Here is a 26538-nt window from a genome sequence, read left to right on the forward strand (position 1 = left end):
GCGGCCCGCGGCGAAAAAGTTGCCCCTAAGCAGGGCAAACGTTGCGATAGGGAAGATCCCCCAGGTAGGTGCGCCACTCCTCGCGTGACAGGGTGCGGCCCGCGCGCCCGCAGACCGCCCGCGCCACCGCCTCCGGCTCGACCGGGTACTCGCTCAGGGTGCCGGCCCCGTCGACGGCGATCAGCCGGGCACCGTCGGGGCTGAACGCCAGCGTCTGGAGATCGCCGGTCTGGGCGACGATCGGCTGGCCGAGGCGGCGCCCGGTCGCGACGTCCCACAGCCCCACCGACCGCTCGGTCACCGCCGCGGCGATGACGTCACCGCGGGGCGAGTACGTCAGGTCGGTCCCCGCTCCCGGTTCGCCCCGGATCATGCTGCCCACCCGCTTCCTGCCCCGGGTCTCGAACACCGAGATCCGCCCGGCCTGGTCGGCGACGGCGAAGCGGGAACCCTTCTCGCCGAAGGCCAGCGCGACCGCCGGGATGCTGACGCTGAGCGAACCGTAGGTGGCGCCGAACGGCTTGCCGGTGCCCGCGTCCAGCAGCCGATGCTCACCGCCCACGACCGCGAGCGCCTTGCCGTCCGGGGCGAACACCAGCTTCTCGACGATGCCCTGGGGCCGCGACCAGCGAAGCCGGCCACTGGGCACGTCCCAGACGTGGATCTCCCCCTCGGGCTCCACCTCCGAGTCGTAGTAGAGGGTGTACGAGGCCACGGCGGTGCCGTCGGCGCTGAGCGCCACGGCGGGCACCTGGCCGCCGCGGGTGAGGGAGACGGTGGTGATCCGCTTGAAGGTGGAGGTGTCCCAGACGGTCAGCCGGGGGCTGTCCGCGCCGTTGTTGACCACCAGCCGCCCGCCGTCGGCGCTGAAGGCCATCTCGAAGTAGCCGTCGGCGCCCCCGGGCCCGATGTCCAGCGAGCCCACCCGGACGCGCCGCCGGACGTCGCGGATCACGACCTCGCTCGCCTCGCCGTCCCTGGAGGCGAGGAGCCGCCCGTCGGGGCTGAGGACCGCCCAGTCGGTACCCGGGCCCTTCAGCGTGACGGGCCTGGTCAGCGCGGAGACGTCCAGGCTCGTCACCGAGTCCTCGGTGAGGTAGCGCAGGGTGCGCCCGTCCGGGTCGAAGGCCACGACGGGGTCGTACGCGTCGATCCTCTGGGTGAGCAGCAGCCTGCCGTCCTGGACCCGCCAGATTCGCAGGGCCGTCTCCATCGCCGAGGCCAGGAAGCGCCCGTCGGGGCTGAAGACGAGTTCGCCGGTGGCGCCCGGCTCGAAGAAGCGGTCCAGCTTCGTCCCGGTGGACGCGTCGCGCAGTTCGATGGTCTTGCCCCTGCCGACGGCGATGGCCGCGCCGTCGGGACTGTAGGCCAGGCTCGACGCGCAGGCGTTGCAGCGGCTCCCCAGCGGGATCCTGCGGAGGCCGTCCAAGGTGAAGGCCGCCACCTCGCCGTTGAGGTCCCCGGCCGCGAGCCCGCGCCCGTCGGCGGAGATGTCGGTGCCGACGGCTCCCCCGAGCGGGGAGTGCTTCTCGCCGGTCACGACGTTCCAGACGGTGAACCCCTCCCCCTGCCAGACCATGAGCCAGTCCTCCGACCGCCCGAAGGACGCGCTGGTGTCGCCGCCCGCGTTCTGCCCCTGGACCTCCAGGACGGCGCCGGTCGGCCTGCCGGTCCGCATGTCCCAGATCCTCAGCCTCAGGCCGCTGATCACGGCGAGCCGGCCGCCTCGCGGGCTCAGCGCGATCCCGCGCAGGTCGCCGCCGATCCCGGTGAAGCCGCCGACGCGCCTGCCGGTCCGCACGTCCCAGACGCGCACCTCGCCGTCGCTCGCGCTGACGAGCGTGCGCCCGTCGGCGCTCAGCGCCCTGAGGGTCTGTATCCCGGTGGCCGGGTCGTGGAAGGCGGCCGTCTCCCGCTGGGCCAGCGAACCGGCCAGGCTCGCCCTGGCCTCGACCACCGGCGCCAGCCGCCAGGCGGCCACGCTGAGCAGCATGGCCCTGACCGGCTCGGCGATCCGCAGCGTGTCGGCCGTCGCGGCGAGCCTCGCGGCCGTCGCCTGGTCGCGCTGGGAGGCGATGACGGCGCTGCGCGCGTCGGCCACCCTGCTCTGCTGCACGGCGAACGCCCCGGCGGCCAGCGCGACGACGAGCAGCACGGCCAGCGTGCCGGAGAGCACCCTGCCCCTGCGGGCCCGGCGCCGGGTGAGGGCGGCGCCGGCCTCCAGGAAGTCGCGCTCGACCGGGCTGAGCGTGATGTTGCGGCGCCCGGTGGCCGCCCAGCGCATCGCGTTCTCCAGGCTGCTGCCCTGGAACAGGTCCCCGTCCCTGCGCCCCTGGACCTGCCAGCGCCGCGCGGCGGTGAGGATGCCCCGGTGCACGGCCAGGCCGTCCCGGTTCGCCCGGACCCACCCGCGCAGCCTGGGCCAGGCCTGCGGCAGCGCGGGCCGCGACAGCCAGACCTCCCGGTCGTCGTGGGTGAGCAGGTACGCGAAGACCTCCACGAGGCGCCGTACCGCGGCGGCCTCGCCCTCCTGGCGCCCGTCGAGGAGCTCGGCCCACTGCGCACGGCGTACGACCAGCTGGCCGTCGTCGGTCACGGTGACCAGCCGCAGGAAGATCTCGGGGGCCAGCTCCCGCTCGGCGGGGCCGAGCGCGACGTAGGCGTCCTCGGCGAGGGTGCCGAGCGCGGGGTCGGCCGAGGTCGCGCGGACCTGGGCCCCGGCGTCGCTGCCCACCGCGAGCAGCCTCGGCGTGTCGGGGGTGTCGAGGGCCCCGTCACCGCTGACCAGGGCGAGCAGCAGGTCCCTGGCGGTGGGCCTGGACTCGGGGTCCTTGGCGAGCGAGGCGGCGACGAACGGCCGCAGGTGCTCGGGAAGCATGTCCAGCTGGGGCTGTACCGACAGCACGCGGTGCATGATCCCGCCCAGGCTCTCCGCGCGGAACGGGTCGGCCCCCGTCGCGGCGAAGACCATGATCCCGCCCCAGGCGAAGATGTCGACGGCCGCGCTCGCACGCCGGCCCATGAAGATCTCGGGGGCCATGTACGTCGGGGTGCCCGCCACCATGCCGGTCGCGGTCAGCGACATGTCCTCGGTGCGGGCGACCCCGAAGTCGATCACCCGCGGGCCGTCCGGGCCCAGCAGCACGTTGTCGGGTTTGAGGTCGCGGTGGACGACCCCGGCCTCGTGGACGGCGGTCAGCGCGGTGGCGATCGCGGTCGCGAGACGGTGCAGGTCACCCCCGGTGAAGCGGCGCCCCTCCACGACGGCCCGGCGCAGGCTGGGACCCTCCACGTACTCGCTGACGATGTACGGCCTGGGCCCGTCGAGGTCGGCGTCCAACACGCCCGCCGTGCAGAACGAGGCCACCCGCCGGGCGGCGGCGGCCTCGCGGCCGAACCGGTCGCGCAGCTCGGGGTCGGTCCCGGCGTCGCCGTGCAGGACCTTCACCGCGACGCGCGTGCCCTCGGCGTCGTACGCCTCGTAGACCACGCCCTGGCCGCCCGCGCCCAACCGCCCGGCCAGCCAGTAGTCACCCAGCCGCTGCGGATCACCGTCGATAAGTGTCGTACTCAACTCACGCTCCGTTCGCCGGTGGATTGGACGCCCCGGAGGACGGCGAGGTTCGAGCGGTGTCACAAACTTGGAACATGTCTCGTCCTCCTTACGTGAACGGTGACGAAGCTCTCGCGGCGGAGTTCGGTGCCATCCGGCCACGGCTGGTCGGCGTGGCCTACGGCCTGCTCGGCAGCGTCGACGAGGCCGAGGACGTGGTGCAGGATGCCTGGTTCCGGCTGGGCAGGGCGGAGCGTTCGGAGATCGGGGACGTCACGGGCTGGCTGGTGGTCACAGTATCGAGACTCGCGCTGGACGTACTGCGTTCGGCGCGCGTTCGGCGCGAGGAGTACGTCGGGCCGTGGCTGCCGGAGCCGGTGGTGGGCGGGGGCGACCCCGCCGACAGGGTGACCCTGGACGAGTCGATGAGCATGGCGATGCTGGTGGTGCTGGAGTCGCTCAGCCCCGCCGAACGCACCTCCTTCGTCCTGCACGACGTGTTCGGGCTGCCGTTCGGGGAGGTGGCGCGCGCGGTCGGGCGCTCCGCCGCCGCGTGCCGGCAGCTCGCCGCCCGCGCCCGCGGGCACGTCGCGGCACGGGCGCCTCGCTTCGAGGTCGACGAGACCGAGCACCGCAGGGTGGTCGAGGCGTTCGCGCGGGTCATCCGGGGCGGGGACGGCGACGGCGACATCGGCGCGCTGACGGCGCTGCTCGATCCGGACGTGGTGCTGCGCAGCGACGGCGGTGGGGTGGTGGGAGCGGCCAGGCGGCCGATCCACGGCTCCGCGCGGGTGGCCCGCTTCCTGCTCGGCATCGCCAGGAAGATCGGCCACGCGGACCGGCTGACGGTGACCACGGTCAACGGCCGGGCCGGGCTGCTGCGAACGCCGGAGGGCGGGCTCGCCGTCTACGGGCTGACCGTCTCCGAGGGCCGGATCACCGGGATCGACATCATGAGAAACCCGGAGAAACTAAGGAGTGTTCGATGAAGCAGCGGATGGACATCGGCGAACTCGCCCCCGAGGCCTACCGGGCCATGCTGAGGCTGGAGAAGTACCTGACCGACAGCGGGTTGCCGCACACCACGAAGGAGCTGGTCAAGCTGCGGGTCAGCCAGATCAACGGCTGCGCCTTCTGCGTCGACATGCACTCTCACGACGCCAAGGCGGCCGGGGAGAGCGACGAGCGGCTGTTCTCGGTGGTGGCCTGGCGGGAGACGCCCTTCTTCAGCGACGCCGAGCGGGCGGCCCTCGCCCTGGCCGAGGAGGCCACCCGGCTCAGCGACCGCGGCGAGACGGTGCCGGACGAGGTGTGGGAGGAGGCCGCCAGGCACTACGAGCCGGAGGTGCTGGCCGCACTGGTCGTGACCATCTCGACGATCAACGCGTGGAACCGGATCGCCGTCACCACCCGTATGGTTCCTGGAGCCCTGCGTAGCCAAAGCGGTTGATCGAGAGGGGCGGGGCGGACTAGGTTTGGCTCGCACGGGCAACCGTGCGAGCCGGACGCGCGAGCGGCCGGCGGACCGGCGTCACAGGACGCGGAGCACGGCGAGCCCGGAAAGGGGGCGGATCATGCGGCGACGCACCCGGATCATCCGGCGGCGGATCCCACGCCGCCCCGGCCGCACCCCGGGCCTGGATCCGCGATCTCCCTCGGGGCACCCACTCCCCTGTTGACCTGGTCTTTACGGCAGTCTTATGCGGCGCTCTGTAGATACTTCTTATAACGGAACCATCACGCCGGGGGGCTCAATGAAGAGACTTGTGGTCGTGCCACCATATGTCGCACGGCTCAAGATCAGGGACATTCGTTCCGCGACACGCCGAGGCGTGGCCGGTGACGCCAAGGTCATCGACCTCAGCGCCTACACGGGCCGCAATGTCCTGCGCTTTCCACGGACGAGCGGCCCCACGTCCGCCGCCTGACCCGTCCGGCCTCCTCGCGAAAGACCCGCCACGGCGGGTCTTTCTCGGTTCCGCCGTCGTTCCGGCCGCGGGCTCCTCACGGATCCTTCCCGGAGCGGCCCGAACCACGGAACACCCGAACCACGGAACACCCGGCCCGCGAGTGCCCGGACTCCGGGAGACCCGAACCACGGGCGGCCCGGACTCCAGGGGACCCGAACCACGGCCCGAACTTCGAGGTGACTCGAACCGCGAAATGCCCGAACTCCGAGGTCACCTGATTGAATGTCGCCTCATGAGCGAATTGTCGGCAACCGAGCGCACCCGGCACCGGCGCCTGCGGGAGAAGGGCCGCACCGATCGCGCCGCCCTGTACGAGGTGCTGGGCGCCGGATTCGTCTGCCACCTGGGAGTGATCTCGGGCGGTGTGCCCATGGTGGTCCCCACGGTCTACGGCTTCGACACCGACCATCTCTACGTGCACGGCTCGGTGGCCAGCGGGAGCCTGACCGGCCGGGAGCCCGCGCCGCGCCCCACCGGAAACGCCGACGCCGACACGGACGGGCCGGGAGCCGCAGCGGACACGGCAGGCACAGCGGGCACAGCGGGCACAGCGGGAACGGGCATGGGAACGGTCTGCGTGACGGTCACCCATGTGGACGGCCTCGTCCTGGCCAGGTCGGTGTTCGAGCACGGCGTCAACTACCGCTCCGCCATGGTCTACGGCGTGCCCAGAGCCCTGGAGGGCGCGGAGAAACTGGCCGCGCTGCGGATCCTGACCGAGCACGCCGCCCCCGGCCAGTGGGACTACGCCAGGCGGCCCAGCCGCAAGGAGCTCGCCGCGACGACGATCCTCGCGATCTCCCTGGCCGAGGCGTCGGTCAAGGTGAGTTCGGGGCCGCCCGACGACGGCGAGGGGCCCGACGCCGGGCTGGGGATCTGGGCGGGCGAACTGCCCCTGGCCACCACCTGGCTGGCCCCGGTCCCCGACCCCCTGCTCCCGGCCGGGATCGCCCCTCCCGCCCACATCGCCACCCGTACGGGCACGCGAGCCACCTGATCCTCCGGGATCCCCGCGATCGCCGAGGCCGTCGCGAGAGGCGTCACGACGCACTCTCGATCACCTGACCAGGGTGCCAGACGGATCGGGAACTCCCCTCGCGCCGGAACCTCCCACCAGAATGGAATGCTATGTTCCGGTCGTTATATTGGCGGCATGGAGACAGCCACTCCGGGGCCGATGAACGGCCGCAGGGCCCAGGCCGCCCGTAACGACCAGGTGATCCTGGAGGCCGCGCGCGCGGTCTTCGTCGCCGATCCCGGCGCCCCGATCTCCGCGGTGGCCGAGCGGGCCGGGGTGGGCATCAGCGCGCTCTACCGCCGCTACGCGGGCAAGGAGGACCTGCTCCGCAGGCTCTGCTCGGACGGCCTGAGCCGCTACATCGCCGAGGCCGAGGCCTCCCTGACCGGCGAGCACGGCCCGTGGGACGCCTTCGCCGGGTTCGTCCGCCGCGTCGTGGAGGCCGACAACCACTCCCTGGTGATCAACCTGGCCGGGACCTTCGCTCCCGGCGAGGACCTCTACCGCGCGTCCGCCCGCGCGAACGAGCTCACCATACGGATCTTCGAGCGGGCCAGGGACGCGAGAGTGCTCCGCCCCGGCCTGGCCGTCGCCGACGTGGCGATGATCTTCGAGCAGATCGCCTGCCTCCGGCTCGGCGACGAGGCCAGAACCGCCGAGATCAGGAACCGCTACCTGACCCTGGTCCTGGACGGCCTGCGCCTGCCCTCCGCGGATCCGCTGCCCGGTCCGCCGCCCAGCGTCGAGGAGGTCAACCGGCGCTGGCAATTCGAATGAGCGCGTAGCCGAGGCGGAGCCCGGCCGGGAGATCACGCGCGGCCGATGGTCGGGCACGCCGTCAGCCTCCGTCGCCTCCGACGACGGAGCCTGGGTCACCGGCCAGGAGACCAGTTCCGGTGCCGGGTGATGTGACGACCCGGACGACGAGCCACCCCGAGACGGCCTCGGGACAACGACCACCCCGGTCGCCGGGTTCCAACCGCGAAAGCCCCGGACGCGCGGCGATTCAGCCGGCGGCGGTGTCGCGGATCCGGCCGTGGGCGTCGTGCGGCAGGTCGGCGTAGTGCCACTGGTGGTCGCGGGCGTGCTTGCAGGCCGTCTCCAGGTCGCCGCGCTCGATCACCGCCAGCAGCTCGGCGTGGTCGCGGGCGATGTCGTGGAGGTTCACGCCGGTCGCGAGCATCGTGACCGACGTGCGCGCCTCGATCTGCAGCCCCTCCCAGGAGAGTCTGAGCAGTTCGTTACGGGCCGCCTCGACGATGCGCCGGTGGAAGGACACGCTCGCCCGCATGGACGCCTCGCCGTCGCCCTCGACTGCCGCGGCCCGCATCGCCGCCACGTCGGCTCCGAGCGCCTCCACCGGAACGGTCCCGGCGAGCAGGGCCAGGCGGATGGCCGTCTCCTCCAGCGCGGCCCGCACGACGTAGCTCTCCCGGAGTGTCTCGTGGACGAAGGGGCGCACGAAGGTGCCCCTGCGCGGCTGGGTCTCCACCAGCCGCATGACCTCCAGCTCGCGCAGCGCCTCGCGGACGGGTGCCTGGCTCGTGCCGTACGTCGCCGCGAGACGTGTCTCCACCAGTCGCTCACCGGGCCTGAACTGGCCGGAGACGATCCGGCTGACCAGCGAGTCGCGGATCTGCCGCGACAGCGTCAGCCGCGGCAGCATGGAGGGCTCCTCGGTCATGGGGCGCATCCTACCGAGTGTCGATTCTCGCTCATCGATCTTCCCTTGACTCCCTCTTGACTCCGGGACGACACTCAGCCTACGGTGCCGATAATCAATTATCGATAATTAACCCGCTTGTAACGCAGGGGGTCCGGCCATGATGATCCAGGCGGTCCACGTACCCGAGTCCGCGGCGGCCGTGGCGGCCCACTCGGCGAGGGGCGGCTGGATCATGGGCGGTGGCACCGTCGTGATGCCGCTGGTGAACAGCGGGGCCGCGACCGGGAGCGAGCTGATCAGCCTGCGAAGGGCCGGGCTGGCGGGGATCGAGGTCCGCGACGGCGTGGCCAGGATCGGCGCGGCGGCTCCCCTGTCGTCCGTCGAGGAGCATCCCGGGCTCGGCTTCCTGCGTCCGGCGATGCGCACGATCGCCTCCCCGACGATCCGCAACCTGGCGACCGTGGGCGGCAACCTTTTCGTCGCGCAGCCGTACGGCGATCTGGCGGTCTGCCTGCTCGCCCTCGACGCGCTGTGCGAGATCGCGGGCCCCGGCGGGCGGCGCGACGCCCCGGTGGCCGACGTGCTCGCCTCGGGGGTCGCCGGGGGCGAGTTCGTCACGGCGGTGGTGGTGACACTGCCGGAACCGGGAACCTGGTACTACCACAAGGCCATGCGCCGCAGGCTGAACTCGGCGTCCATCGTGACCGTCGCCTCCGTGACGCGCACCGAGGACGGCGTGGTGACCTCGACCAGGATCGCCCTCGGCGGCGTCGCCCCGCGCCCGGTACGCGCGGTGTCGGCCGAGCGGCTGCTGCGGGACCGCCCGCTGAGCCCCGAGGTCCTGACCGAGGCCGGAGAGGCCGCCCGCTCCGACACGGCCCCCTTCGACGACGCCTACGCCAGCGCGTGGTACCGGGCGCGCGTCCTGCCCGTGCACCTGCGCCGGGCCTTCACCGGCTAGCACTCCCCCGCGCCCCATGTGCTCATACGCGCCCACCCCCAGAAAGGGCCGGACAATGTCGTCACAGATCGTCTCGCTCGTCGTCAACGGCGAACCCCGGGAGTTCATCGCCAGGCCGGGCACCACACTCCTGGCGACCCTGCGCGACTCGCTGGGGCTCACGTCCGCCAAGCGCGGCTGCTCACAGGGGAGCTGCGGCACCTGCACCGTGCTGGTCGACGACCGGCCCGTGACGGCGTGCCTGGTCGCCGTGGAGACGGTCTCGGGCTGCTCGGTCCGCACGCTCGAGGGGGTGGCCGTCGGCGGGGACCTCGACGAGGTGCAGAGCGCCTTCGTCGACAACTTCGCCACCCAGTGCGGGTTCTGCACGGCGGGCATGATCATGGTCGCCGAGGCCCTGCTGGACCGCGACCCCGATCCGAGCCAGGAGGACGTGGCCGAGGCGATCTCGGGCAACGTCTGCCGGTGTACCGGCTACCAGCCCATCATGATCGCGATCCTGGACGCGGCCAGACGCAGGCGCGGGGAGAGCGCGGAGCCGGGACAGCCCGTGGAAGGGACGGTGGCGCGATGACCTACCGGCTCGCCCCCATCGACAAGGGCTCCTTCGCCGCCGAGCGCGAGGACGACTTCACCGTCATCGGCTCGGTCGTCCAGCGCTCCGACGCGCTGGGGCACGTCACCGGCAGGACCGAGTTCTTCGAGGACGTCGCCCCGCGGGGAATGCTGCACCTGAAGATGCACCGCTCGGCCCGCCACCACGCCAGGATCAGGGGCGTCGACCTGACCGGCGCCCTCGCCGTGCCCGGCGTCACGCGGATCCTCACCCACGCGGACATCCCGAACAACCTCTACACCCCGCTCAAGCTGATCGGCGTCGGACCGGACGACGAGCCGATCCTGGCCGTGGACAAGGTCCGCTACCTCGGCGAGCCGATCTGCGCGGTGGTCGCCGAGTCCGAGGCGGCGGCCCTGGAGGGCGCGGCCAGGATCAGGGTCGACTACGAGGACCTGCCGGCCGTCTTCGACGTCGAGGAGGCCCTGGCGGAGGGGGCGCCGCTGGTCAACGAGTACCACGGCCGGAACTTCTTCACCTACGAGGGACACCACTGCCGGCGGATCCGGTTCGGCGACGTGGAGAGGGCGTTCGAGGAGGCCGACCACGTCTTCGAGTGGCGCTACGAGTCCGCGCCGATCGAGCAGGCCCCCACCGAGACCACCGGCTGCGTGGTGATCCCGCAGGCCGACGGGCGGTTGCGCATCCACTCCGACACCCAGGCGTGCTTCTTCACCCTCGACAACACCGCGCTGATCCTGCAGACCCCGTTCAACAAGTTGCGCGTCGTCGGCGGGACGGTCGGCGGAGGCTTCGGCGGCAAGGTCGACGTCGTCGTCGAGCCGGTCGCGTGCGTGGCCGCCATGATGACCGACCGCCCGGTCAAGTTCGTCTACGGCAGGTACGAGGAGATGCAGGTCTCCTCGCCGCGCGCGGCCGAGCGCATCTACATCAGGGACGCCGTGATGGACGACGGCCGGATCATCGGCCGCAAGGTCACGCTGTACGTCGACTCCGGCGCCTACGCCCGGCACACCCCGTACGGCACCACCAAGGCCGCCGCCCACCTGCCAGGCCCGTACTCGATCCCGAACGTGTGGGCCGACTGCCACTGCGTGTTCACCAACCGCACGCCCTCCAGCGCGATGCGCGGGTTCGGCGTGACCATCGGCGACTTCGCGCTGGAGTCGCAGATGGACCGGATCGCGAGGGCCCTGTCCATGGACCCGCTGCGGTTGCGCCTCCTCAACGCCTATCGCGACGGGGACCTCAAGGCCCACCGCAAGGTCGCCGAGGGCACCGCCCTGGTCGAAGTGATCCAGAAGGCCGCGGAGATGTCCGGGCACGAGCTGCCCGAGGCGTACCGCCGGATGTCCTCGACGACACGAGAGGGGCTGTAGGACATGGCCAGGCTGCGCGGGCGCGGGTACGCCTCGGTGAACTACCCGACCGGCATGAACCTCGGCGGCGACCCCTCACAGGCGCTGATCCACGCCACGACCACGGGCACCTTCGTGATCACGCTGTCCTCGGTGGACCTCGGCCAGGGCATCAAGACGATCGCCGCGCAGTGCGCGGCCGAGACGCTCGGCCTGCCGATCGAGAACGTCCTGGTCAACACCGCCGACACCGACACCGGCCCGCACTGCATGGGCACCTTCGCCAGCCGGGGCACCCACCGCGTCGGCAACGCCGTCATCATGGCGGCGGCCGAGGCGCGCGGCGTGATGCTGGAGGTCGCCGCCGAGGAGCTGGAGGTCGACGCCGGGGACCTGGAGACCGACGGCACCGGCGTCATCAAGCTCAAGGGCTCGGAGGAGCCGAGCATCCACATCACCGATTTGGCCCTGGCCGCGCATTTCAAGCACGGCCGCACGATCTCCGGGCGCGGCATCTTCCTCAAGGAGCCGAGCGTGCCGGTGCCCGAGACGGGAGAGATGGACCCCGACTCGTGCCAGGCGCACGCGTGCACGGTCGCCGTCGTCGAGGTGGACGACGAGACAGGGGTGGTCGAGGTGCTGGAGTTGTACAACGCCTACGAGATCGGCCGGGCGCTCAATCCGGCCATGGCGACCCAGCAGGTCGAGGGCGGGGCCTGGATGGGCATGTCGCACGCCCTGTTCGAGACCACCGAGCCCTACTATCCCCGGCGTGACCACGGGCCCCGCGACTTCGCCGACTATCTCATGCCGGGGCCGGCCGACATCCCCGTACAGCACAGCCTGTTCCTGGAACGCCCGGCGGGCAACGGCCCCTACGGCGCCAAGGGCATCGGCGAGATGACCGCCAACGCGCCGATCCCGGCCATCGCCAACGCCATCTTCGACGCCTGTGGCGTACGCGTCACCGCGATGCCCTTCACCCCCGAACGCGTCCTGCGCGGGCTGGACGCCCTGCGCGAGGTGTCCTCGCGCGGGGACGCCTGAACACCCGGCACACCCACCTGATCCGGAGGAACCGACAACCATGTTGAAAGTCGTCTCACTGCTCAAGCGCGCGGAGAACATGTCCCACGAGGAGTTCGCGAAGTGGGTCGTGGAGGACCACGTCGAGTTCGCCAGGAGGCTTCCCGGGCTGCGCAAGTACACGGTGAGCGTCAGCAACGGCGAGGACGCGCCGTTCGACTCGGTGAACGAGCTCTACTTCGACGACGAGGACGCCCGCGCCGCCGCGTTCGGCTCAGAGCACGGCAAGGCCGCCGCGGCCGACGCCGCCGCGCACACCACCCAGCGGGTCCACCTGCTCACGACCGAGCACGCCCAGCTGTGACACCCGGCGGGGCTTCCCCGGTGTCCGACGGGTTCCCCCCGGCGCCCGGCGGGTCCTTCCCGACGGCCGGGGGGTTCTCCTCGGCCGTCGGGGGGTCCTCCTCGGTCCCGACGGGCGGGAGGTCCTCGACGGCCGGGGGGTTCTCCTCCGCGCCCGGCGGGGATCCCCCGGCGGCCTGTCTCCTGGACGAGAGCGCGCTCGCCGCGGCGCTCGAACGGGAGGGGTACTTCGCCGACGAGGGACTCCGCACGGCCGTCCACCTGGCGCTGCGGCTGGGCCGGCCGTTGCTGTTGGAGGGGGAACCGGGCGTCGGGAAGACCGAGGTCGCCACGGTGCTCTCGCGCGTCGTCGGCCGTGAGCTCATCCGGCTCCAGTGCTTCGAGGGGCTGGACGCCGGACAGGCGCTGTACGAGTGGGACTATCCCAAGCAGCTCCTGCAGGTCCGGGTGGCCGAGAGCCGCGGCCAGGAGGTCGGCGACCTCTACCGCGAGGAGTTCCTGCTGCGGCGGCCGCTGTTCCGCGCCCTGGAGGCCGATCGCGGCGCGGTCCTGCTGATCGACGAGATCGACCGTGCCGACAGCGAGTTCGAGGCGTTCCTGCTGGAGTTCCTGGGCGACTTCCAGATCACGGTCCCGGAGCTGGGCACCATCAGGGCGCGCACGCCACCGGTCGTGGTGCTGACCTCCAACCGGACCCGCGAGCTGCACGACGCGCTCAAGCGGCGATGCCTCTACCACTGGATCGCCTTCCCCGAGGTCGACCGCGAGCGGGCGATCCTGCGCGCGGCCGTACCCGGCCTGGAGGAGCGGGCCGCGGAGGGGCTGGTGCGCGCCGTCCAGCGGGTACGCGGGCTGCCGCTGCTCAAACGGCCCGGCATCGCCGAGTCCGTGGAGTGGGCCAGGGGCGCGACGGCCCTGGCCGAGGGCGGCAGCCCGTGGCCCGTGGCGCTGCGCCGCGCCCTCGGCCTGCTCATCAAGGACGAGGAGGACACCCGGCTGGTCGCCGGGCACGCGGAGGAGCTGTTCCGCGATGTCTGAACCCACCGGACACGCGGAGAAGCCGTCGAGCGCCTGCGAACCCGCCGCCCTCACGAAAAAGCCGTCAGGCGATCCCGAACCCGCCGCCCTCACGAAGGAGCCGTCGAGCGCCCGTGAACCCGCCGCCCTCGCCGCCGGTCACCTGTGGGGGTTCCTGACCGCGTTGCGCGCCGCGGGCGTGACCACCGCGCTGCCGAAACAGGCCGACCTGCTGCGGGTCGTCGGCGCGTCGCCGCCGCGCGACCTGACGACCCTGTACTGGTACGCCCGGATCACCCTGCTGCACGACATCGGCGAGCTCGCCGCGTTCGACCGGGTCTTCACCGCGTGGTTCCGGCGGGGCGGCCTTCCGGACGCCGTACCGCCGCCGCCCTCCGGGGAGAGCGACGCCCCCTCCCCGCAGGGACCGGGCGAGGACGACCCCGCCCCGCGCGAGGTGCTGCCCGGCGACGGCGTCGAGGCCAGCACGCTCAGCACGTACGGCAGGCGGGACTTCGACGCGGCCGGCGACCGGTGGCGCTCGGTCACCCGCGCCCTGGAGGCCGCCTGGCCCGCCGTACTGCCCTCGGCCCCGTCCAGGCGGCGGCGCCCGGCGCGGTCCGGAGACCGGCTGGACGTGCGGCACATCTGGCGGCGGGCGCACCGGCACGACGGGGAGATCGTCGAACTGCGCCGGCGCGCCCGGCCGCCGCGCCCGCGCCGCCTGCTCATCCTGGTCGACGTCTCCGGCTCGCTGCGGCGGCACACCCCCGACCTGCTCCGCCTGGCGCACACGGCGCTGCGCGCGGCACCGGCCCGCACCGAGGTCTTCACCTTCGGCACCCGGCTCACCAGGATCACCTCCGCGCTGTCGCATCCCCACACGGGGCGGGCGCTGCGGGCGGTGTCCGAGCTGGTGACGGACGCCGACGGCGGCACCGCGATCGGGGCGGCACTGCACGAGTTCCTGGGCGTCCCGCGGTTCGTGGCGCTCGCGAGGGGCGCGCTGGTGATCGTGATCTCCGACGGGCTCGAACGCGGCGACTGCGTCCCCATGGTCCGCGCGACCGCCCGCCTGTCCCGGCTGGGCCACCGGCTCGTCTGGTGGTCGCCGCTGGCATGCTCCCCCACCTACCGGCCGGTCACGCGCGCCATGGCCGCCCAGCTCCCCCACCTCGACCACCTCGGCGGCGTGCGCGACCTGGCCACCGGCCTCGCGGAGGTCCGCCGCCTCCCGGCGGTCCTGTCCGGCCCCCGGCGCGCGGCGGCGAGGCGCCCGCACACCCCACGACCCACGAGAGCCCGTTCATGACACCCGCCACGGACAAGCCCCTTCGCGGCACCGTGCCGCGGCTCCTCCCCCGGGCCGACGCCGGGGATCTCCACGCCGGAGGCATTCGATGACCGACACCACCGCCCGTCCGGCCCCCACCGGGATCGTCGACGCGCACCACCACATCTGGCGCGCCGCCGACCTGCCCTGGCTCCGGGGAGAGATGGTCCCGCGCATCTTCGGACCCTACGAACCGATCCGCCGCGACTACCCGGTGTCGGAGTACGTCGAGGAGGCCACCGCCTGCGGCATCACCTCCGCGGTCTACGTCCAGGCCAACTGGCCGCTCGACCGCTCCCTGGACGAGGTGCGCTGGCTGCGCGAGACGCACGCCGAGACCGGCTGGCCCACGGCCGTGGTCGGCTCCGCGGACCTCTTCGACGAGGGCGCGGCGGAGGTGATGCGCCGCCAGGCCGCGCTCACCCCCCTCATGAGGGGCACCCGGCTGCAGCTGCACTGGCACGAACGGCCGGAGTTCCGGTTCGCCTCCGCCCCCGACCGCATGAAGGACCCGGTCTTCCGCCGCAACATCGCCTCGCTCGCCGACCTCGGCTGGCTGTTCGAGCTCCAGGTGTTCGCCGGCCAGATGGCCGACGCCGCGAGCTTCGTCGACGACTTCCCCGACGTCACGTTCGTGCTGGTCCACGCGGGGATGCTCGACGACTTCGAGGCGTCCCGGGTCGCGGAGTGGAAACGCGGCCTGAGGCTGCTGGCCGAGCGGCCCAACGTCGTGGTGAAGCTCACCGGCCAGGGCACGTTCGTGCACCGTGTGGACCGCGCACTGATCGAGACGGTCGCGGACACCTGCCTGGAGGCCTTCGGCTCCCACCGCTGCATGTGGGGGAGCAACTTCCCGATCGAGAAGCTCTGGACCGACCTGCCCTCGCTGGTCTCCACCTGGCAGGAGGTCCTCTCCCGCCGGTCCGCCCAGGTCGTCCAGAACGTGTTCGCCGCGACCGCCCGCCGGGTCTACCGCCTGTGAGGGCCCAGGCGGGCGCCGCCGGGGACGGCTCTCGCCACCGCGTGGAATCCAGTCATTCAAGGAAGTCGTGACCCTAGCGCCAAGCTGGCATAATTGGTTCGCATATGGGACCAATTGATCTGACCGAACAGCTGGGTCGCTGGTCGGCCGGCCGCGGGCCGCTGTACGTGCTGCTCGCGGCACGGCTGCGCCGGCTGATCAACGACGGCGGGCTGCCGCCGGGCACGCCGCTGCCGCCCGATCGGGCCCTCGCCTCGGTTCTCTCGGTGGGGCGCAACACCGTCGTCGCCGCTTACGACCTGCTGCACCAGGAGGGGCGGATCGTCCGGCGGCAGGGCAGCGGCACGCGCGTGGCGGGGTCCGCCTCGGCGGCGGCGCACGACGTCACCAGCGCGCCGGTCTTCCTGCACCTGCTGGAGCCGCGAGACGGGGTGATCTTGCTCGCGTGCGCCGCGCCGGACTCCCCTCCGCCCGAACTGGTGGAGGCGTACGAGCGTGTCCTGCCCGAGCTCGCGGCGACCACCGGTGACATCGGCTACCACCCGTCAGGCCATGTCACGTTGCGCCGCGCGATCACCGAGCACTACGAGCGGCGCGGGGTGCCCACCGAACCGGATCAGATTCTGGTCACGAACGGCGCCCAGCAGGCGCTGTCCCTGCTCGCCCGCGCCTTCGTCCGGCCGGGCGACCACGTGCTGGTGGAAGCGCCCACCTATCCCGGCGCGCTGGAGGCGTTCCGCGACGAAGCGGCCGTGCCGCGTCCCCTGCCGGTGGGGCTGTGCGGGTTCGAGGCGGCTGTCCGCGAACATCGCCCGACCCTCGCCTACTCGATCCCGAGCTTCCACAACCCCACCGGCGCGGTGCTGTCTCCGCTGTCGCGCCGGAGGCTGGCCGAGACGGCGGCCGCCGCCGACGTTCCGCTGATCGATGACGAGGTCCTCATCGACCTGGGCTTCCCCGGCGAGGAGACACCACCTCCGTTGGCCGCCTACGCGGACACGGTGATCTCGGTCGGCTCACTCAGCAAGATCGTCTGGGGTGGGCTGAGAATCGGCTGGGTGCGCGCGCCCGCACCGGTCATCACCCGGCTCGCACGGCTGCGGGCAGTGCACGACCTCGGCGGCGACATCCTCGCGCAGCTCGCCGCCGCCGACCTGCTGCCGCGCCTCGGGGCGCTGCGCCGGCGCTGGGCCGAGCAGCGAGAAGCCCGCCACGACCACCTGCTCGCCCAGCTGGCCCGGCATCTACCTGACTGGGACGCACCACCCGTTCGCGGCGGCCAGACCCTGTGGGTACGCCTGCCGTACGGTGACGGCACCTCGTTCGCGCAAGCGGCGATCCGCCACCGGGTCGCCGTGCTGCCCGGTGGCGGGCTCGACGTGTCCGGGCAGAGCGGAGCGTACGTCCGCATCCACTTCCTGGCTCCCGTGGACGAGCTGAGCGAGGCCGTCCGCCGCCTGGCCGAGGCGTGGCGCACCTACAGCCCACCGGCGAGACGCGTCACCTCACCGGCGGCGATGGCGGTCTAGCAGCTGTTCGGCGAGATCCTGGGGAAGTCCCGGGCCCGGCGTCGGGATGACCTGACGCACGTCGATCGGCCGGCCCGTCCTCGTGTCGATCACTTCGATCTCGACCGGCAGGCCCGTCTCGCGGTCACGCAGTTCAACAGGTGGCCCATCGGGATCCGTCAGCCAACGGTCTCCCCAGCGGATCATCGCGGCGAGCACCGTGAAGAAGTCGCGCCCCTTGTCGGTCAGCCGATATTCGTGACGCGTCGGCCGCTCCTGGTAGGGCAGGCGCGTGAGCATGTCCTCGTCGACGAGGCGATCAAGGCGCTGGGTGAGGACGTTACGGCTCACCCCCAGCCGCTGCTGGAACTCCTCGAAACGGCGAGCGCCGTAGAACGCCTCGCGCATGACGAGGGGCGTCCACCAGTCGCCGACGAGGTCGACGGTGCGAGCGATCGAGCACGGCCAGTTGTCGAAGCGGGTTCGGCGCATGGCATCCATGTTAGTTGTTCTACTGAACTGACGGTGTTAACGTCAGTTGCTCTAGTGAACTTACTTCCGGAGGCAGACCATGCCCATGATCGACCTCACGATGCCGAGCGGCACGCTCACGGATGACGGCAAGGCCGAGCTCATGGAGACCCTCACACGCACCCTTCTGAAGTGGGAGGGCGCGGAGCCGGGAAACAAGGCGGCCGAGTCGATCGCCTGGACCTTCCTGCACGAGCCGTCGCTGGTCACGGTGGCGGGCCGTCCCGTGCGGCAACCCCACTACCGGGTCGTGCTCGGGGTGCCGCAGGCCACGCTCGACGACGACGCCAAGGCGGGCCTGGTCGCGGAGGTGACCGAGCGGATCCTCCGCGCCGAGAAGAACGGCCGGGATCCCGCACCCGAGGACGGCTTCCGCGTCTGGGTGATCGTGAACGAGATCACCGACGGCAACTGGGGCGGCGCCGGCCGCATCTTCCGGCTGGCCGACATCCTCGCCTTCGCGGGAGCGGGCGAGAAGGAGATCGAGCGGCGCACGGCCCGGCTTCACCGACCGGACGTACCGGCAAGGAAAACTACCCCATGAGCGGGGAAGGCCAGAGGAGCGTACCGGACCGCACCGTAGCCGGCCCGGTCGCACCACATGCGACGAGAACCGAGGCTTGAACGGAAACACTGGAACAACCCCGCCATGCGAACGTCCACGCTCACGCCGACCAGGCCGTCACGACCGTCGAATGCCACGTGGAGATCCTCCGCCGTTTCCCAGGTGCGCCTGTTCGGAGGGGGCGGTATCCGGGGTCGCCGACCCGGTGCCGCCGCGTAGTGCGAGGGTGGTGGACATGTCCACGGGGAAGTAGGCCTCGACCGCGACCTCTTCGAGCGTGATGTCGAAAGCGGCGCCGAACGTGGTGATCGTGCTGAAGAAACTCAGGTCGACTCCTCGATGCCGGATCCGGACGGGCAGCGCGATGTCCGCCGGATCCGGCGGCTCAAGCTGATCGGGAACGCCGTAGGAGACCAGCTCCGCGTGGAGATCGCTCAAATGGGGATCCCCGGTCCGGTGCATCTGTCGTGCCAGCCGTGGCAGCAGGAATCCGCGTACCTGCTCCAGATTGAGCAGACGGGGTGCGAAGCCCTCGGGATGCAGGCCCAGGCGCATCATGTTGACCGGTGGTTCGAGCAGGGCGGGGGCGACGCCGTCCAGGAACACGTCGGCGGCGGAGTTGGCGAGTATCAGGTTCCAGCGGTGATCCACCACCAGCGCCGGATTCGGCTCATGCCCGCGCAGGATCTGTCGCAGGGCCTCTCGCGCCGCGGTCAGATCCGGGGCGTCCAGCGGGCGCTCCCGGAAGACCGGCGCGTATCCCGCGACGACCAGGAGCCGGTTGCGCTCTCGCAGCGGAACCTGAAGGTGTTCGGCCAGGTGCAGGACCATCCGGCGGCTGGGAGTCGTACGGCCGGTCTCGACGAAGCTGACGTGGCGGCTGGAAACCCCCGCCTGGATGGCCAGATCGAGCTGGCTCAGATGCCTACGACGGCGCCACTCACGCAGGAGCTCACCGACGGGCCGGTCCGCTGACATGAGTCGGTTCTATCCCGGCCCCGGGCCTCACCGCCATTACAAGGCATGTAATCGACGGCGACGTCCCGGCGCTGCGACCGTTGCCGACATGACAGACCCCACTGAGACGGAACACAACAGGAAGCTCGTGCTCGAAGGCTTCGCGGAGTTCGCGAAGGGCAACGTGGACATCCTGCGCACCCTGGTGCGGGAGGACTTCGTCGAGCACAGCCCGGGTAACCCCTCCGGCCGGGACGCGTTCATCGACTTCATCGCGCACAGCCCGGTGGCAGGCGCCCGGCTGGAGCTCAAGCGCGTCATCGCCGACGGGCAGTACGTGGTCGTGCACTACCTCATGATCACGTCGGACGACGAGCGCGGAACCGCGGTCGTCGACATCTGGCGGCTGGAGGACGGACTGATCGTCGAGCACTGGGACGTCGTCCAACCTGTGCCAGACCCCACGGAGATCCCCAACGGGATGTTCTGAACGCCGGTTCACGCCCTCACAACGCCCGTTTCACCGGGACCTGCTAGCGAATGCCGACAATGTGCGGCGACACGGCGTGCGCGAACCGGTCAGGCCCGGTCCGGTCCGTAGCGATCGAGTGCGGCTCGAACCCGGTTGAGCCCCTCCACTCTCCAGTACTGCCTGTCGGGAAACTGGTCGTCTCGGCGCCAGCGCCAGGTCGCGAACAACGCCCACATCACGGCGCGGCACTGGTGAATCAGATCGTGGTCAGCCCCCGGATAGTGCTCTCCAACTTCTTCGGGGGCATGGGCGAGGTCAAACTCGATCGGCCCACGGCAGCACGTCGCGAGGTCCACGAAGAGCGGCCCTCTCCTCGTCTTGAGCAGGTTGCCCGGGTGCGGCTCGCCGTGCAACAACTGCTCGGCGGCTTCCCCGCTGCTGATCGCGGCGCTCAGGCTACCGAGTGTGTCGCTGAGGAGTTCCCGGTCGGGGCCGGGCAGCGCCGGAGTCTGCTCTCGGTCGACCACCTCTCTCAGCGCGCCGGCGATTCGCTCGGTGACGTGCGGTGCCTCCAGATCGACCTTGCGTAGGGCGGCATGGTGCCGCATGAGCGCGTCTGCATAGTGGGCCGGTGCGATCTCTGATCCCACCGGTTCGTAGTAGGTCCAGAGCGAGATGGCGAAGGCGTCACGCAAATAGACTCGGGGTTCGACCCGAGGCTCAAGCTCAGCCACCGGACCGTCGACTTCGGCGAGACGGCGAGCAACCTCTACTTCGAACCGGGAGCCGGCTCGATGCGCTGAGGGTGCGACCCGAGCAAGAACATCGCAGGGGACCAGGCGCAACACGATGCGGTCCGAGTTGTTGATGACGACCACGTCGTCGACCTGAAGGCCCAGGGCGGAAGCGGTCGCCCTCCCGGCCTCAACCGCGCGACGGACTTCCGATGCCTCCATACCGTCCTCCCTCAATAGCGACACTCCCATCGTGTCCAGGTCCCAGACCTGGTGCCAGTGCTGTACGCGATCCGAAACCTGGGCTGCAGCGACCGGAAATGCGATCATCGCTCCCGCGAGGAGGATCCGCGGCAGGGCGGTACGCGGCATGACCATCCAGGCCGTCGCGGCGTACCCTGCGACACCGGCCAGGAGAAAGATGATCCCGAAGAGGCTGGACAGCCTGTCGGTGGCGCTTTGATGCCGTCGGGGTGTTCACGAGTGGGCGTGGCCTGCGGTCGAGGCCGGGTTTCAAGATCGCTTCCCTGCCGGCAAGTGATCGTTTCCCGGGCTCGCCGAGGACTCGGGCACCGAGTGCGTTGATCAACTGTCCGTCAGGAAGGCCAGGGCGTCCGGGGCGAACCGTTTGTCGGTGAACGTGCCGCTGTGGCTTCGGCCCGGGTAGACGACGAGTTGGGCGTCCGGGATGCCTTCCACCGTCTGCCGGGCCAGTTCCAGCGGGTAGACCAGGTCCTTGTCGCCCTGGATCAGCAGCGTGGTCGCCTTGATGTCATGCAGCCGTCCACGCAGGTCGAAGCCGTCCTCGGCGTCGAGGACGACGGCGGCGTCGGTGTGGTCTTCGTGGCCGCTGTCAGACAGCCACAGCAGGCCTTCGAGCAGCCTTCGGCCGATCGTCGATTCCGTGACGACCTCGGCCAGCGCGGGGCTCGGCCGCCTACCTTGGCGTGCGCGCTCGATGTAGGCGCGCTGGGCTCGCCTGCCGATGGGGCCGAGGGTGCAGGCCGTGCCGGCCAGGACGAGGCGGTCGACCAGGCCGGGATGGTCGGCGGCGAGTTGGAGGGCGATGGATCCGCCGGTGGAGATGGCCAGCATGTTCACCGGGGCCTCGAAGGTGGTTCTGATCGCCTGCGCGTAGACGGCGGCGAGGTCGGTCATCGTCGTGCCCGGTGGCAGCCCAGGTCGGCGATTGACGACGTAGACGGTGAAATGCTCGGTGAACGGTCGCACCAGCCGCATCGTGGACCAGCGCGCCAAGCCTCTCGGGTTGGCCGCTTGCGGGGTGTAGAGCGGGACGACCAGGGGTGGTCCTTCACCGGCCGACAGGTACGGCAGGTCGTTCAGCATGAGGTGAGCCCTTCTGTGACAGCATCGATCAGGCGGTCCATCACGGACGGATAGATGTCGGCGTCCAGGTGTTCGGCGTACAGCGGGGTCAGCAGGACCGCGCGCAGCACGCCGAGCAGTACCTGCGGATCGCCTTCCAGATGGGTGTCGAGGAACTGGAGCAGATCGGCCATCGGGCCGTCCTCGGCGGCGGCCATCCGCTCGGGGGTGAGCTTGGCGGCGACTGCGGCCATCTCCTCGGGGTGGGACATCAGCCGCCGGTAGAGCGGGTTGGTGTCGAGTTCGACGACCGTGGCGCGCAGGAAGCGCCGCAGGCGGTCGCGGGTGTCGGTGCCGCGGTTGAGCCCTTCGTCGATCACGCGCCGCCGCACCCCCTCGTACTGCCGCAGCATGACCTCGAAGTAGAGGTCCTCCTTGGAGTCGTAGAAGGCGTAGATCGAGGACTTGGCGATGCCCGCAGGGGTCGTCAGCTCTTCCAGTGACGTCTTGCGCAGGCCCTGGGTCGGGAAGAGGCGGGTGGCGGTGTCGAGCAACCGCTCGATGATCCGCGCCCGCTCTTCCTCGGAGAACGCCGGCGGCATAGTATCTCCATATGGACAATCTGGTTTTTTGTTCACACGATACCCTGTGGGCGCCCAGCCGGCGCAAGCCGCGACTCTCCCCCGTTCGCCCGGTCACAGGCCAGTGGCGTACTGGACCTTGAACATGGTCGCGTTTCTCCACGCGATCGCCGCGCCTTCGTGGTTGGTGGCCACGAGTTCTTCGACCCGATCGTCGACGTGGTCGAAGAGGAGTACGTGAGGACCCTACGTCAATAGCAAGGAGGTCCGGCCCAAAGACCGAACCTCCTTATAAACCCAGCATCACCGAGACCTCAACCGAAGCGTCGAGTCCCGGTTAAACCGGATGACTTCGGGGAGTACCGGGGCAGTGCACTTATTCGAGGTGTGCGCTATTCCTCGAAGGCTCGTCATCGGAGCTTGGGAGCCATCGAACCGCCGAGCCGTCGCAGCTGGCCGGAAGTCTGAAATCCGGGTAGCCCAGGCCCGGGTGTCGTGCTCACCGGATCCACCTCGCAGGCATGGTCGATGGCGATCATCCTCAGGGTTCCCCTGGTCACCATGAGCATCTTCCCCGCTCCAAGGTCTCGCAACGCGGCCACCCTGGTGACCGACGAGGACCGCTCCAGGATGTGTCCGTCAGACCGCAGGCGAAAAAGCGCACCGCCCGCGCCGGCCACCACGAACCCCTCGCCGTCTCGAACCACCTCACCGACGAGTGGCTGCCTGACGTCCACGTTCCACAACGCCGATCCGTCTTCGGGGTCGACGGCGAGATAACCGGCCCCTCGCTCTCGCAACCACACCACACCGCCGGTGAACTCGGCGGCCGAGGACGAGAGGTCGGCATCATGATGGAAGAACCGCTCGACGAGACCCGATGACAATCGAATGCTCGCGACGGATCGCGGGCCGCACGACACCAGGCACCGGTCAGGGCCGATCATGGTGAACGCCGGATGATCGTCGGTTTCGACCAATGGCTCCGGCAGCCGCCAGCGGTCCAGTTCCCTGCCGTCTCGTGGATCCATTGACCACGCTTCCGAGCCGTCTCCCAGCAGCATGCCGTCGTTCCAGGGCAGAGGACGCACCGTGGCCATGCGCCGCTGTGTCCGCCACAGAAGCCGCCCGTCTTTCAAGTTGAAGGCGAACATGGGCGTGTAACCCCGCCAGCCGCCGACGACGACCGTCTCCGCGGTGGCCACGACATGCCCGGAGTATTGCGGCAACCCGGCACGCCACACCGTGGATCCCATCGTGAGATCGAGACAGAACAGCTGGTCGGTGTCCTGCGGCAGAACCAGGCAACGATCACCGGCGACCACGACGGCACGCGGCCAGGTTCCGATCGGAACGTCCCATCGGACCGAGCAGTCGTGGCGGTCCAGGCAGACAAGCCGGGTGTGGCGCTCATGGACGACGACGAGAGCTTCCGTCACCGCCAGCGCCGAAGCGGAACCCCTCTGATGAAGCTGCCGCTCCCACAGCGTCTTTCCGATCATCTGCCGATTTCACCAGGCCGGCGCCGGCGACATCAATCACATTGAAACAGGAGGTCATATCGGCCGAAGCGAGGGTGGAACTCAGCGGGCCTCGTTTGACCAGGCATTTCGTTCCTCGGCAGCGTCGAGGACGCTGTTGCTCCTCTAGGCTCCCCCGCGCCGGTTCGTGCCGGCAGGCGTGAATGTGAAGCCGTCGGCGAAGTCGGACCCCTCGCCCCGGACGGCCAGGAGCATGGGCTCGTCGTACAGGGCGGTCTGATCCGTACACGAATCAAGGAACTCGTTCCAGAAATGGAAGCAGAGCAAAGGATCTCGAGAATGCCCCGTCGCGTATACCAGGGTCTTGGGAAAGCACGGATTCGTGCCACCGCAATAGACCGACGGCGGCCCGAACATGCCGAGGGTCTGTCCGAGGGTTCGATCGCTTTCACACCAGGCCGTGGTGACGCCGATCAGCTTGTCGTACTCGTCCCGTGACAAGGTCCGGTCCAACCGGAGCCATCCGTGACGATGGGCGAACCCGGCATAGACGGACGCGGCCATGTCATCGGTTCCGGCACCCCAGAGAGACTCGAAGGCCCCCCGCACTTCCGTGGAGAGAAAAGCCCCCCGAGCACGAAGGGAATCCCTCTCCTCACTCCAGAGCCGTTCACGATCGTCCGCGAACGCCATCGCGTCGAAGTGAATCCTGAGGGCGATCTCTCCGCCGGACATGCCCGGCCGGCGGAGAGCCACATTGATCTCAGCGAGCAGGTACTCGCGCACCTGCTCGCCCGTCCGCGCTTCCCGCCGACCGTCCGCGTCGGTCATCAACCGCCCCTTCTTTCGCCGTCACAACCTCCCGCGAACGCCGAAAGGGGACCGGACTCGACTCCGGCCCCCTTTTGTCACCAGGCACTACGCAGGCACTGCTTTTCCGCCAGGAATACTGGGGCAGTGCACTTATTCGGAGGGTGCGGTATTCGGCGTCACCGACCGGGTACCGCCACATAGTGCGAGGGCGATGGGCACGTCCGCGGGAAAGTATGCCTCGACCATGCCCCCTTCAAGCGTGATGTCCAAAGCGACGCCGAACGGGTGGTCGCCTGGAGATTCCGAAGCTTCGACAAAGTGCGACGAAAGGGCGAGATCTAGCGACGCTTTCCGGTTCGGCCAAGCAACTCGCGGGCGGTCGTTGGCCGGACATTGTCGGTGGTGGCGAGTAGTTCCGCCTCGGTCACGACGAGACTGCTGATCTGGAGCAGCACATCGCCGTATCTGGCGAACAGGGCCACGGGCCTGTCATCAATGATCCACAGGACGCGACCATCGGGCAGCGGCCGACAGGTGCCGCTGCCGGGAAAAGCCCAGGCGGGTTTCAGATACCGTGCGGCTTTCAGATACCGCGCGGCGCACGCCTGGCCGGGAGTGGCCGCCGTGGCACGGATGAACACCTGCACCTCCCACTCCTCCCGCAGATTGAAGCCGGGTTTGTAAAAGCGATGAATGATGGTGCGGGGTGCGTCGAGGAGATAGGTGAGCTCGACTGCCGGGCCTCCGTCCTCTGGATCGAGTCGCCATAAACCCGCCACGTGCCGACGGCCGGGGATGTCCAGGGAGACCAGCGACACTCCCATCGTGTCCAGGTCCCAGACCTGGTGCCAGTGCTGTACGCGATCCGAAACCTGGGCGGCAGCGACCGGAAATGCGATCATCGCTCCCGCGAGGAGGATCCGCGGCAGGGCGGTACGCGGCATGACCATCCAGGCCGTCGCGGCGTACCCTGCGACACCGGCCAGGAGAAAGATGATCCCAAAGAGCGATTCGGGCAGGCCATAGGCCTCCCTGTGGAAAGGGATAAGCGCGAACAGTCCCGAGGTCAGCGCCCCGAAGGCCGCGGATCCGGCGAGTGCCACCAGCCACCACCGGGAAACCTTGGCCGATCGCGCCAAGATCCCGCTGAGCAGAATCGGGACCACGATGATCGCGATGCCGTTGATGACGCCGCCCAGTCCTTCGGAAGGTGCCAGCTTGTTGGGCCAGACGGCACTGACGACGAAGCGGCCCAGCCCTCTGCGGCCCATTACGTCGTCGGTCCAGATGACGGCGACCACCACACCGACGACGAGCCCTATCAGGGCGCTCCTGGCAAGGAGGGCCCGACCCGATAATCCACTCATGGTCGCAACTATCGATCATGCCTGACAGGCTGCCAACCCGACGAGATAGGACACCGGAGCGTAACAAGCCCGCCCACCACATCATGGGCGGGGATCCTGCCCTTAGCGATACATCGAAGAGTCAGCCTGCTCGCCGGAAGTTGACAACTCAATCGAAAAGCGAATCGAACGTCGGGCCCGCACGGCTCGCCTAAGCAAGGCGCGCTCATCGTGGGTAGCGGAAAAGTTTGTCGAGCGGTGACGGAAGAACTCCGACGCCTCCTCCAGATCAGCGAACAGTTCACTGCCCCGGAAACACCGAAGGGGGCCGGACTTGATCCCGACCCCCTTCGTTACCAGGCACTATGCAGATTCGGCCTCTATATCCAACACCGCTTCT

General features: G+C 70.2%; 26 protein-coding genes. 16 read left to right on the forward strand and 10 right to left on the reverse strand.

Going from position 1 to position 26538, the window contains the following annotated elements; translation table 11 throughout:
- Positions 1-25: 25 nt before the first annotated feature.
- Positions 26-3574, reverse strand: a complete 3549-nt coding sequence (locus tag OG587_RS41230) for a serine/threonine-protein kinase (protein ID WP_329084275.1) — start codon at positions 3572-3574, stop codon at positions 26-28.
- 74 nt (positions 3575-3648) lie between these two features.
- On the opposite strand from OG587_RS41230, the gene sigJ reads away from it, so the two are divergent.
- The 5 genes from sigJ (at position 3649) to OG587_RS41255 (ending at position 7318) form a co-directional block, all read left to right on the forward strand.
- Positions 3649-4542, forward strand: a complete 894-nt coding sequence (gene sigJ, locus OG587_RS41235) for an RNA polymerase sigma factor SigJ (RefSeq protein WP_329084276.1) — start codon at positions 3649-3651, stop codon at positions 4540-4542.
- The gene (locus OG587_RS41240) at positions 4539-5003 is read left to right on the forward strand and encodes a carboxymuconolactone decarboxylase family protein (RefSeq protein ID WP_329084278.1); all 465 of its coding nucleotides are present in this window, start codon (positions 4539-4541) and stop codon (positions 5001-5003) included. Before sigJ ends, OG587_RS41240 begins: the two co-directional genes overlap by 4 nt.
- A gap of 322 nt (positions 5004-5325) precedes the next feature.
- A complete protein-coding gene (locus OG587_RS41245) occupies positions 5326-5481 on the forward strand; it encodes a hypothetical protein (protein WP_329084279.1) in 156 nt (51 codons plus the stop codon).
- A gap of 274 nt (positions 5482-5755) precedes the next feature.
- Positions 5756-6520, forward strand: a complete 765-nt coding sequence (locus OG587_RS41250) for a pyridoxamine 5'-phosphate oxidase family protein (RefSeq protein WP_329084280.1) — start codon at positions 5756-5758, stop codon at positions 6518-6520.
- A 156-nt stretch (positions 6521-6676) separates the two neighbouring features.
- Positions 6677-7318, forward strand: coding sequence for a TetR/AcrR family transcriptional regulator (locus OG587_RS41255; protein WP_329084281.1), 642 nt, complete (start codon positions 6677-6679; stop codon positions 7316-7318).
- A gap of 229 nt (positions 7319-7547) precedes the next feature.
- Here OG587_RS41255 and OG587_RS41260 read toward each other — a convergent pair whose 3' ends face one another.
- Positions 7548-8225 (reverse strand): GntR family transcriptional regulator, encoded by a 678-nt coding sequence (locus OG587_RS41260; protein ID WP_329084282.1) that lies wholly within the window; start codon positions 8223-8225, stop codon positions 7548-7550.
- Positions 8226-8364: 139 nt separating this feature from the next.
- On the opposite strand from OG587_RS41260, the gene OG587_RS41265 reads away from it, so the two are divergent.
- From OG587_RS41265 to yczR, 9 genes are all read left to right on the forward strand, one after another.
- Entirely contained in the window at positions 8365-9168 is an 804-nt protein-coding gene (locus OG587_RS41265; RefSeq protein WP_329084283.1) for an FAD binding domain-containing protein, read from the forward strand.
- A 55-nt stretch (positions 9169-9223) separates the two neighbouring features.
- Positions 9224-9742, forward strand: coding sequence for a (2Fe-2S)-binding protein (locus OG587_RS41270; protein WP_329084284.1), 519 nt, complete (start codon positions 9224-9226; stop codon positions 9740-9742).
- Complete coding sequence (locus OG587_RS41275) at positions 9739-11124, forward strand: xanthine dehydrogenase family protein molybdopterin-binding subunit (protein WP_329084285.1); 1386 nt, start codon at positions 9739-9741, stop codon at positions 11122-11124. Before OG587_RS41270 ends, OG587_RS41275 begins: the two co-directional genes overlap by 4 nt.
- A 3-nt stretch (positions 11125-11127) precedes the next feature.
- The gene (locus OG587_RS41280) at positions 11128-12150 is read left to right on the forward strand and encodes a xanthine dehydrogenase family protein molybdopterin-binding subunit (protein ID WP_329084286.1); all 1023 of its coding nucleotides are present in this window, start codon (positions 11128-11130) and stop codon (positions 12148-12150) included.
- A 40-nt stretch (positions 12151-12190) separates the two neighbouring features.
- On the forward strand, positions 12191-12493 hold the full coding sequence (locus OG587_RS41285) for an EthD family reductase (RefSeq protein WP_329084287.1): 303 nt from the start codon (positions 12191-12193) through the stop codon (positions 12491-12493).
- A gap of 20 nt (positions 12494-12513) precedes the next feature.
- The gene (locus tag OG587_RS41290) at positions 12514-13530 is read left to right on the forward strand and encodes an AAA family ATPase (protein ID WP_329084288.1); all 1017 of its coding nucleotides are present in this window, start codon (positions 12514-12516) and stop codon (positions 13528-13530) included.
- Positions 13523-14821, forward strand: coding sequence for a vWA domain-containing protein (locus tag OG587_RS41295; protein WP_329084289.1), 1299 nt, complete (start codon positions 13523-13525; stop codon positions 14819-14821). The genes OG587_RS41290 and OG587_RS41295 overlap by 8 nt, the downstream gene beginning before the upstream one ends.
- Positions 14822-14909: 88 nt before the next feature.
- Positions 14910-15824 (forward strand): amidohydrolase family protein, encoded by a 915-nt coding sequence (locus tag OG587_RS41300; RefSeq protein WP_329084290.1) that lies wholly within the window; start codon positions 14910-14912, stop codon positions 15822-15824.
- Positions 15825-15928: 104 nt separating this feature from the next.
- Positions 15929-17353 (forward strand): aminotransferase-like domain-containing protein, encoded by a 1425-nt coding sequence (yczR, locus tag OG587_RS41305; RefSeq protein WP_329084291.1) that lies wholly within the window; start codon positions 15929-15931, stop codon positions 17351-17353.
- Here yczR and OG587_RS41310 read toward each other — a convergent pair.
- A complete protein-coding gene (locus OG587_RS41310) occupies positions 17330-17833 on the reverse strand; it encodes a winged helix-turn-helix transcriptional regulator (RefSeq protein ID WP_329084292.1) in 504 nt (167 codons plus the stop codon). The genes yczR and OG587_RS41310 overlap by 24 nt on opposite strands.
- A 70-nt stretch (positions 17834-17903) precedes the next feature.
- On the opposite strand from OG587_RS41310, the gene OG587_RS41315 reads away from it, so the two are divergent.
- The gene (locus OG587_RS41315; protein WP_329084293.1) at positions 17904-18407 is read left to right on the forward strand and encodes a tautomerase family protein; all 504 of its coding nucleotides are present in this window, start codon (positions 17904-17906) and stop codon (positions 18405-18407) included.
- A gap of 138 nt (positions 18408-18545) precedes the next feature.
- Here OG587_RS41315 and OG587_RS41320 read toward each other — a convergent pair whose 3' ends face one another.
- Positions 18546-19406 (reverse strand): helix-turn-helix transcriptional regulator, encoded by an 861-nt coding sequence (locus OG587_RS41320; RefSeq protein WP_329084294.1) that lies wholly within the window; start codon positions 19404-19406, stop codon positions 18546-18548.
- 88 nt (positions 19407-19494) lie between these two features.
- On the opposite strand from OG587_RS41320, the gene OG587_RS41325 reads away from it, so the two are divergent.
- Complete coding sequence (locus tag OG587_RS41325) at positions 19495-19875, forward strand: nuclear transport factor 2 family protein (RefSeq protein ID WP_329084295.1); 381 nt, start codon at positions 19495-19497, stop codon at positions 19873-19875.
- A gap of 89 nt (positions 19876-19964) precedes the next feature.
- On the opposite strand, the gene OG587_RS41330 is transcribed toward OG587_RS41325, so the two are convergent.
- From OG587_RS41330 to OG587_RS41355, 6 genes are all read right to left on the reverse strand, one after another.
- Positions 19965-20963 carry a phosphotransferase gene (locus OG587_RS41330; protein ID WP_329084296.1) on the reverse strand — a complete coding sequence of 333 codons (999 nt, stop codon included), beginning with the start codon at positions 20961-20963 and terminating at the stop codon, positions 19965-19967.
- 213 nt (positions 20964-21176) lie between these two features.
- Positions 21177-21938: an alpha/beta fold hydrolase gene (locus tag OG587_RS41335; protein ID WP_329084297.1), complete on the reverse strand. Its 762-nt coding sequence runs from the start codon at positions 21936-21938 to the stop codon at positions 21177-21179.
- Positions 21932-22519 carry a TetR/AcrR family transcriptional regulator gene (locus OG587_RS41340; protein ID WP_329084298.1) on the reverse strand — a complete coding sequence of 196 codons (588 nt, stop codon included), beginning with the start codon at positions 22517-22519 and terminating at the stop codon, positions 21932-21934. The genes OG587_RS41335 and OG587_RS41340 overlap by 7 nt, the downstream gene beginning before the upstream one ends.
- A 389-nt stretch (positions 22520-22908) precedes the next feature.
- Entirely contained in the window at positions 22909-24000 is a 1092-nt protein-coding gene (locus tag OG587_RS41345) for an outer membrane protein assembly factor BamB family protein (protein ID WP_329084299.1), read from the reverse strand.
- Positions 24001-24144: 144 nt separating this feature from the next.
- On the reverse strand, positions 24145-24810 hold the full coding sequence (locus OG587_RS41350) for a hypothetical protein (protein ID WP_329084300.1): 666 nt from the start codon (positions 24808-24810) through the stop codon (positions 24145-24147).
- Between the two features lie 320 nt (positions 24811-25130).
- A complete protein-coding gene (locus OG587_RS41355; RefSeq protein WP_329084301.1) occupies positions 25131-26159 on the reverse strand; it encodes a hypothetical protein in 1029 nt (342 codons plus the stop codon).
- Positions 26160-26538 lie beyond the last annotated feature (379 nt).

The sequence above is a fragment of the Streptosporangium sp. NBC_01469 genome (assembly GCF_036227305.1).
Taxonomy (GTDB): domain Bacteria; phylum Actinomycetota; class Actinomycetes; order Streptosporangiales; family Streptosporangiaceae; genus Streptosporangium.

What these genes read in the sequence shown, in the direction of transcription:
- sigJ (WP_329084276.1), top strand. Translation starts at nt 3,649, where the DNA reads ATGTCTCGTCCTCCTTACGTGAACGGTGACGAAGCTCTCGCGGCGGAG.
- OG587_RS41240 (WP_329084278.1), top strand. Translation starts at nt 4,539, where the DNA reads ATGAAGCAGCGGATGGACATCGGCGAACTCGCCCCCGAGGCCTACCGG.
- OG587_RS41250 (WP_329084280.1), top strand. Translation starts at nt 5,756, where the DNA reads ATGAGCGAATTGTCGGCAACCGAGCGCACCCGGCACCGGCGCCTGCGG.
- OG587_RS41255 (WP_329084281.1), top strand. Translation starts at nt 6,677, where the DNA reads ATGGAGACAGCCACTCCGGGGCCGATGAACGGCCGCAGGGCCCAGGCC.
- OG587_RS41260 (WP_329084282.1), bottom strand. Translation starts at nt 8,225, where the DNA reads ATGACCGAGGAGCCCTCCATGCTGCCGCGGCTGACGCTGTCGCGGCAG.
- OG587_RS41265 (WP_329084283.1), top strand. Translation starts at nt 8,365, where the DNA reads ATGATGATCCAGGCGGTCCACGTACCCGAGTCCGCGGCGGCCGTGGCG.
- OG587_RS41270 (WP_329084284.1), top strand. Translation starts at nt 9,224, where the DNA reads ATGTCGTCACAGATCGTCTCGCTCGTCGTCAACGGCGAACCCCGGGAG.
- OG587_RS41275 (WP_329084285.1), top strand. Translation starts at nt 9,739, where the DNA reads ATGACCTACCGGCTCGCCCCCATCGACAAGGGCTCCTTCGCCGCCGAG.
- OG587_RS41280 (WP_329084286.1), top strand. Translation starts at nt 11,128, where the DNA reads ATGGCCAGGCTGCGCGGGCGCGGGTACGCCTCGGTGAACTACCCGACC.
- OG587_RS41285 (WP_329084287.1), top strand. Translation starts at nt 12,191, where the DNA reads ATGTTGAAAGTCGTCTCACTGCTCAAGCGCGCGGAGAACATGTCCCAC.
- OG587_RS41295 (WP_329084289.1), top strand. Translation starts at nt 13,523, where the DNA reads ATGTCTGAACCCACCGGACACGCGGAGAAGCCGTCGAGCGCCTGCGAA.
- OG587_RS41300 (WP_329084290.1), top strand. Translation starts at nt 14,910, where the DNA reads ATGACCGACACCACCGCCCGTCCGGCCCCCACCGGGATCGTCGACGCG.
- yczR (WP_329084291.1), top strand. Translation starts at nt 15,929, where the DNA reads ATGGGACCAATTGATCTGACCGAACAGCTGGGTCGCTGGTCGGCCGGC.
- OG587_RS41310 (WP_329084292.1), bottom strand. Translation starts at nt 17,833, where the DNA reads ATGGATGCCATGCGCCGAACCCGCTTCGACAACTGGCCGTGCTCGATC.
- OG587_RS41315 (WP_329084293.1), top strand. Translation starts at nt 17,904, where the DNA reads ATGCCCATGATCGACCTCACGATGCCGAGCGGCACGCTCACGGATGAC.
- OG587_RS41320 (WP_329084294.1), bottom strand. Translation starts at nt 19,406, where the DNA reads ATGTCAGCGGACCGGCCCGTCGGTGAGCTCCTGCGTGAGTGGCGCCGT.
- OG587_RS41325 (WP_329084295.1), top strand. Translation starts at nt 19,495, where the DNA reads ATGACAGACCCCACTGAGACGGAACACAACAGGAAGCTCGTGCTCGAA.
- OG587_RS41330 (WP_329084296.1), bottom strand. Translation starts at nt 20,963, where the DNA reads ATGCCGCGTACCGCCCTGCCGCGGATCCTCCTCGCGGGAGCGATGATC.
- OG587_RS41335 (WP_329084297.1), bottom strand. Translation starts at nt 21,938, where the DNA reads ATGCTGAACGACCTGCCGTACCTGTCGGCCGGTGAAGGACCACCCCTG.
- OG587_RS41340 (WP_329084298.1), bottom strand. Translation starts at nt 22,519, where the DNA reads ATGCCGCCGGCGTTCTCCGAGGAAGAGCGGGCGCGGATCATCGAGCGG.
- OG587_RS41345 (WP_329084299.1), bottom strand. Translation starts at nt 24,000, where the DNA reads ATGATCGGAAAGACGCTGTGGGAGCGGCAGCTTCATCAGAGGGGTTCC.
- OG587_RS41350 (WP_329084300.1), bottom strand. Translation starts at nt 24,810, where the DNA reads ATGACCGACGCGGACGGTCGGCGGGAAGCGCGGACGGGCGAGCAGGTG.
- OG587_RS41355 (WP_329084301.1), bottom strand. Translation starts at nt 26,159, where the DNA reads ATGAGTGGATTATCGGGTCGGGCCCTCCTTGCCAGGAGCGCCCTGATA.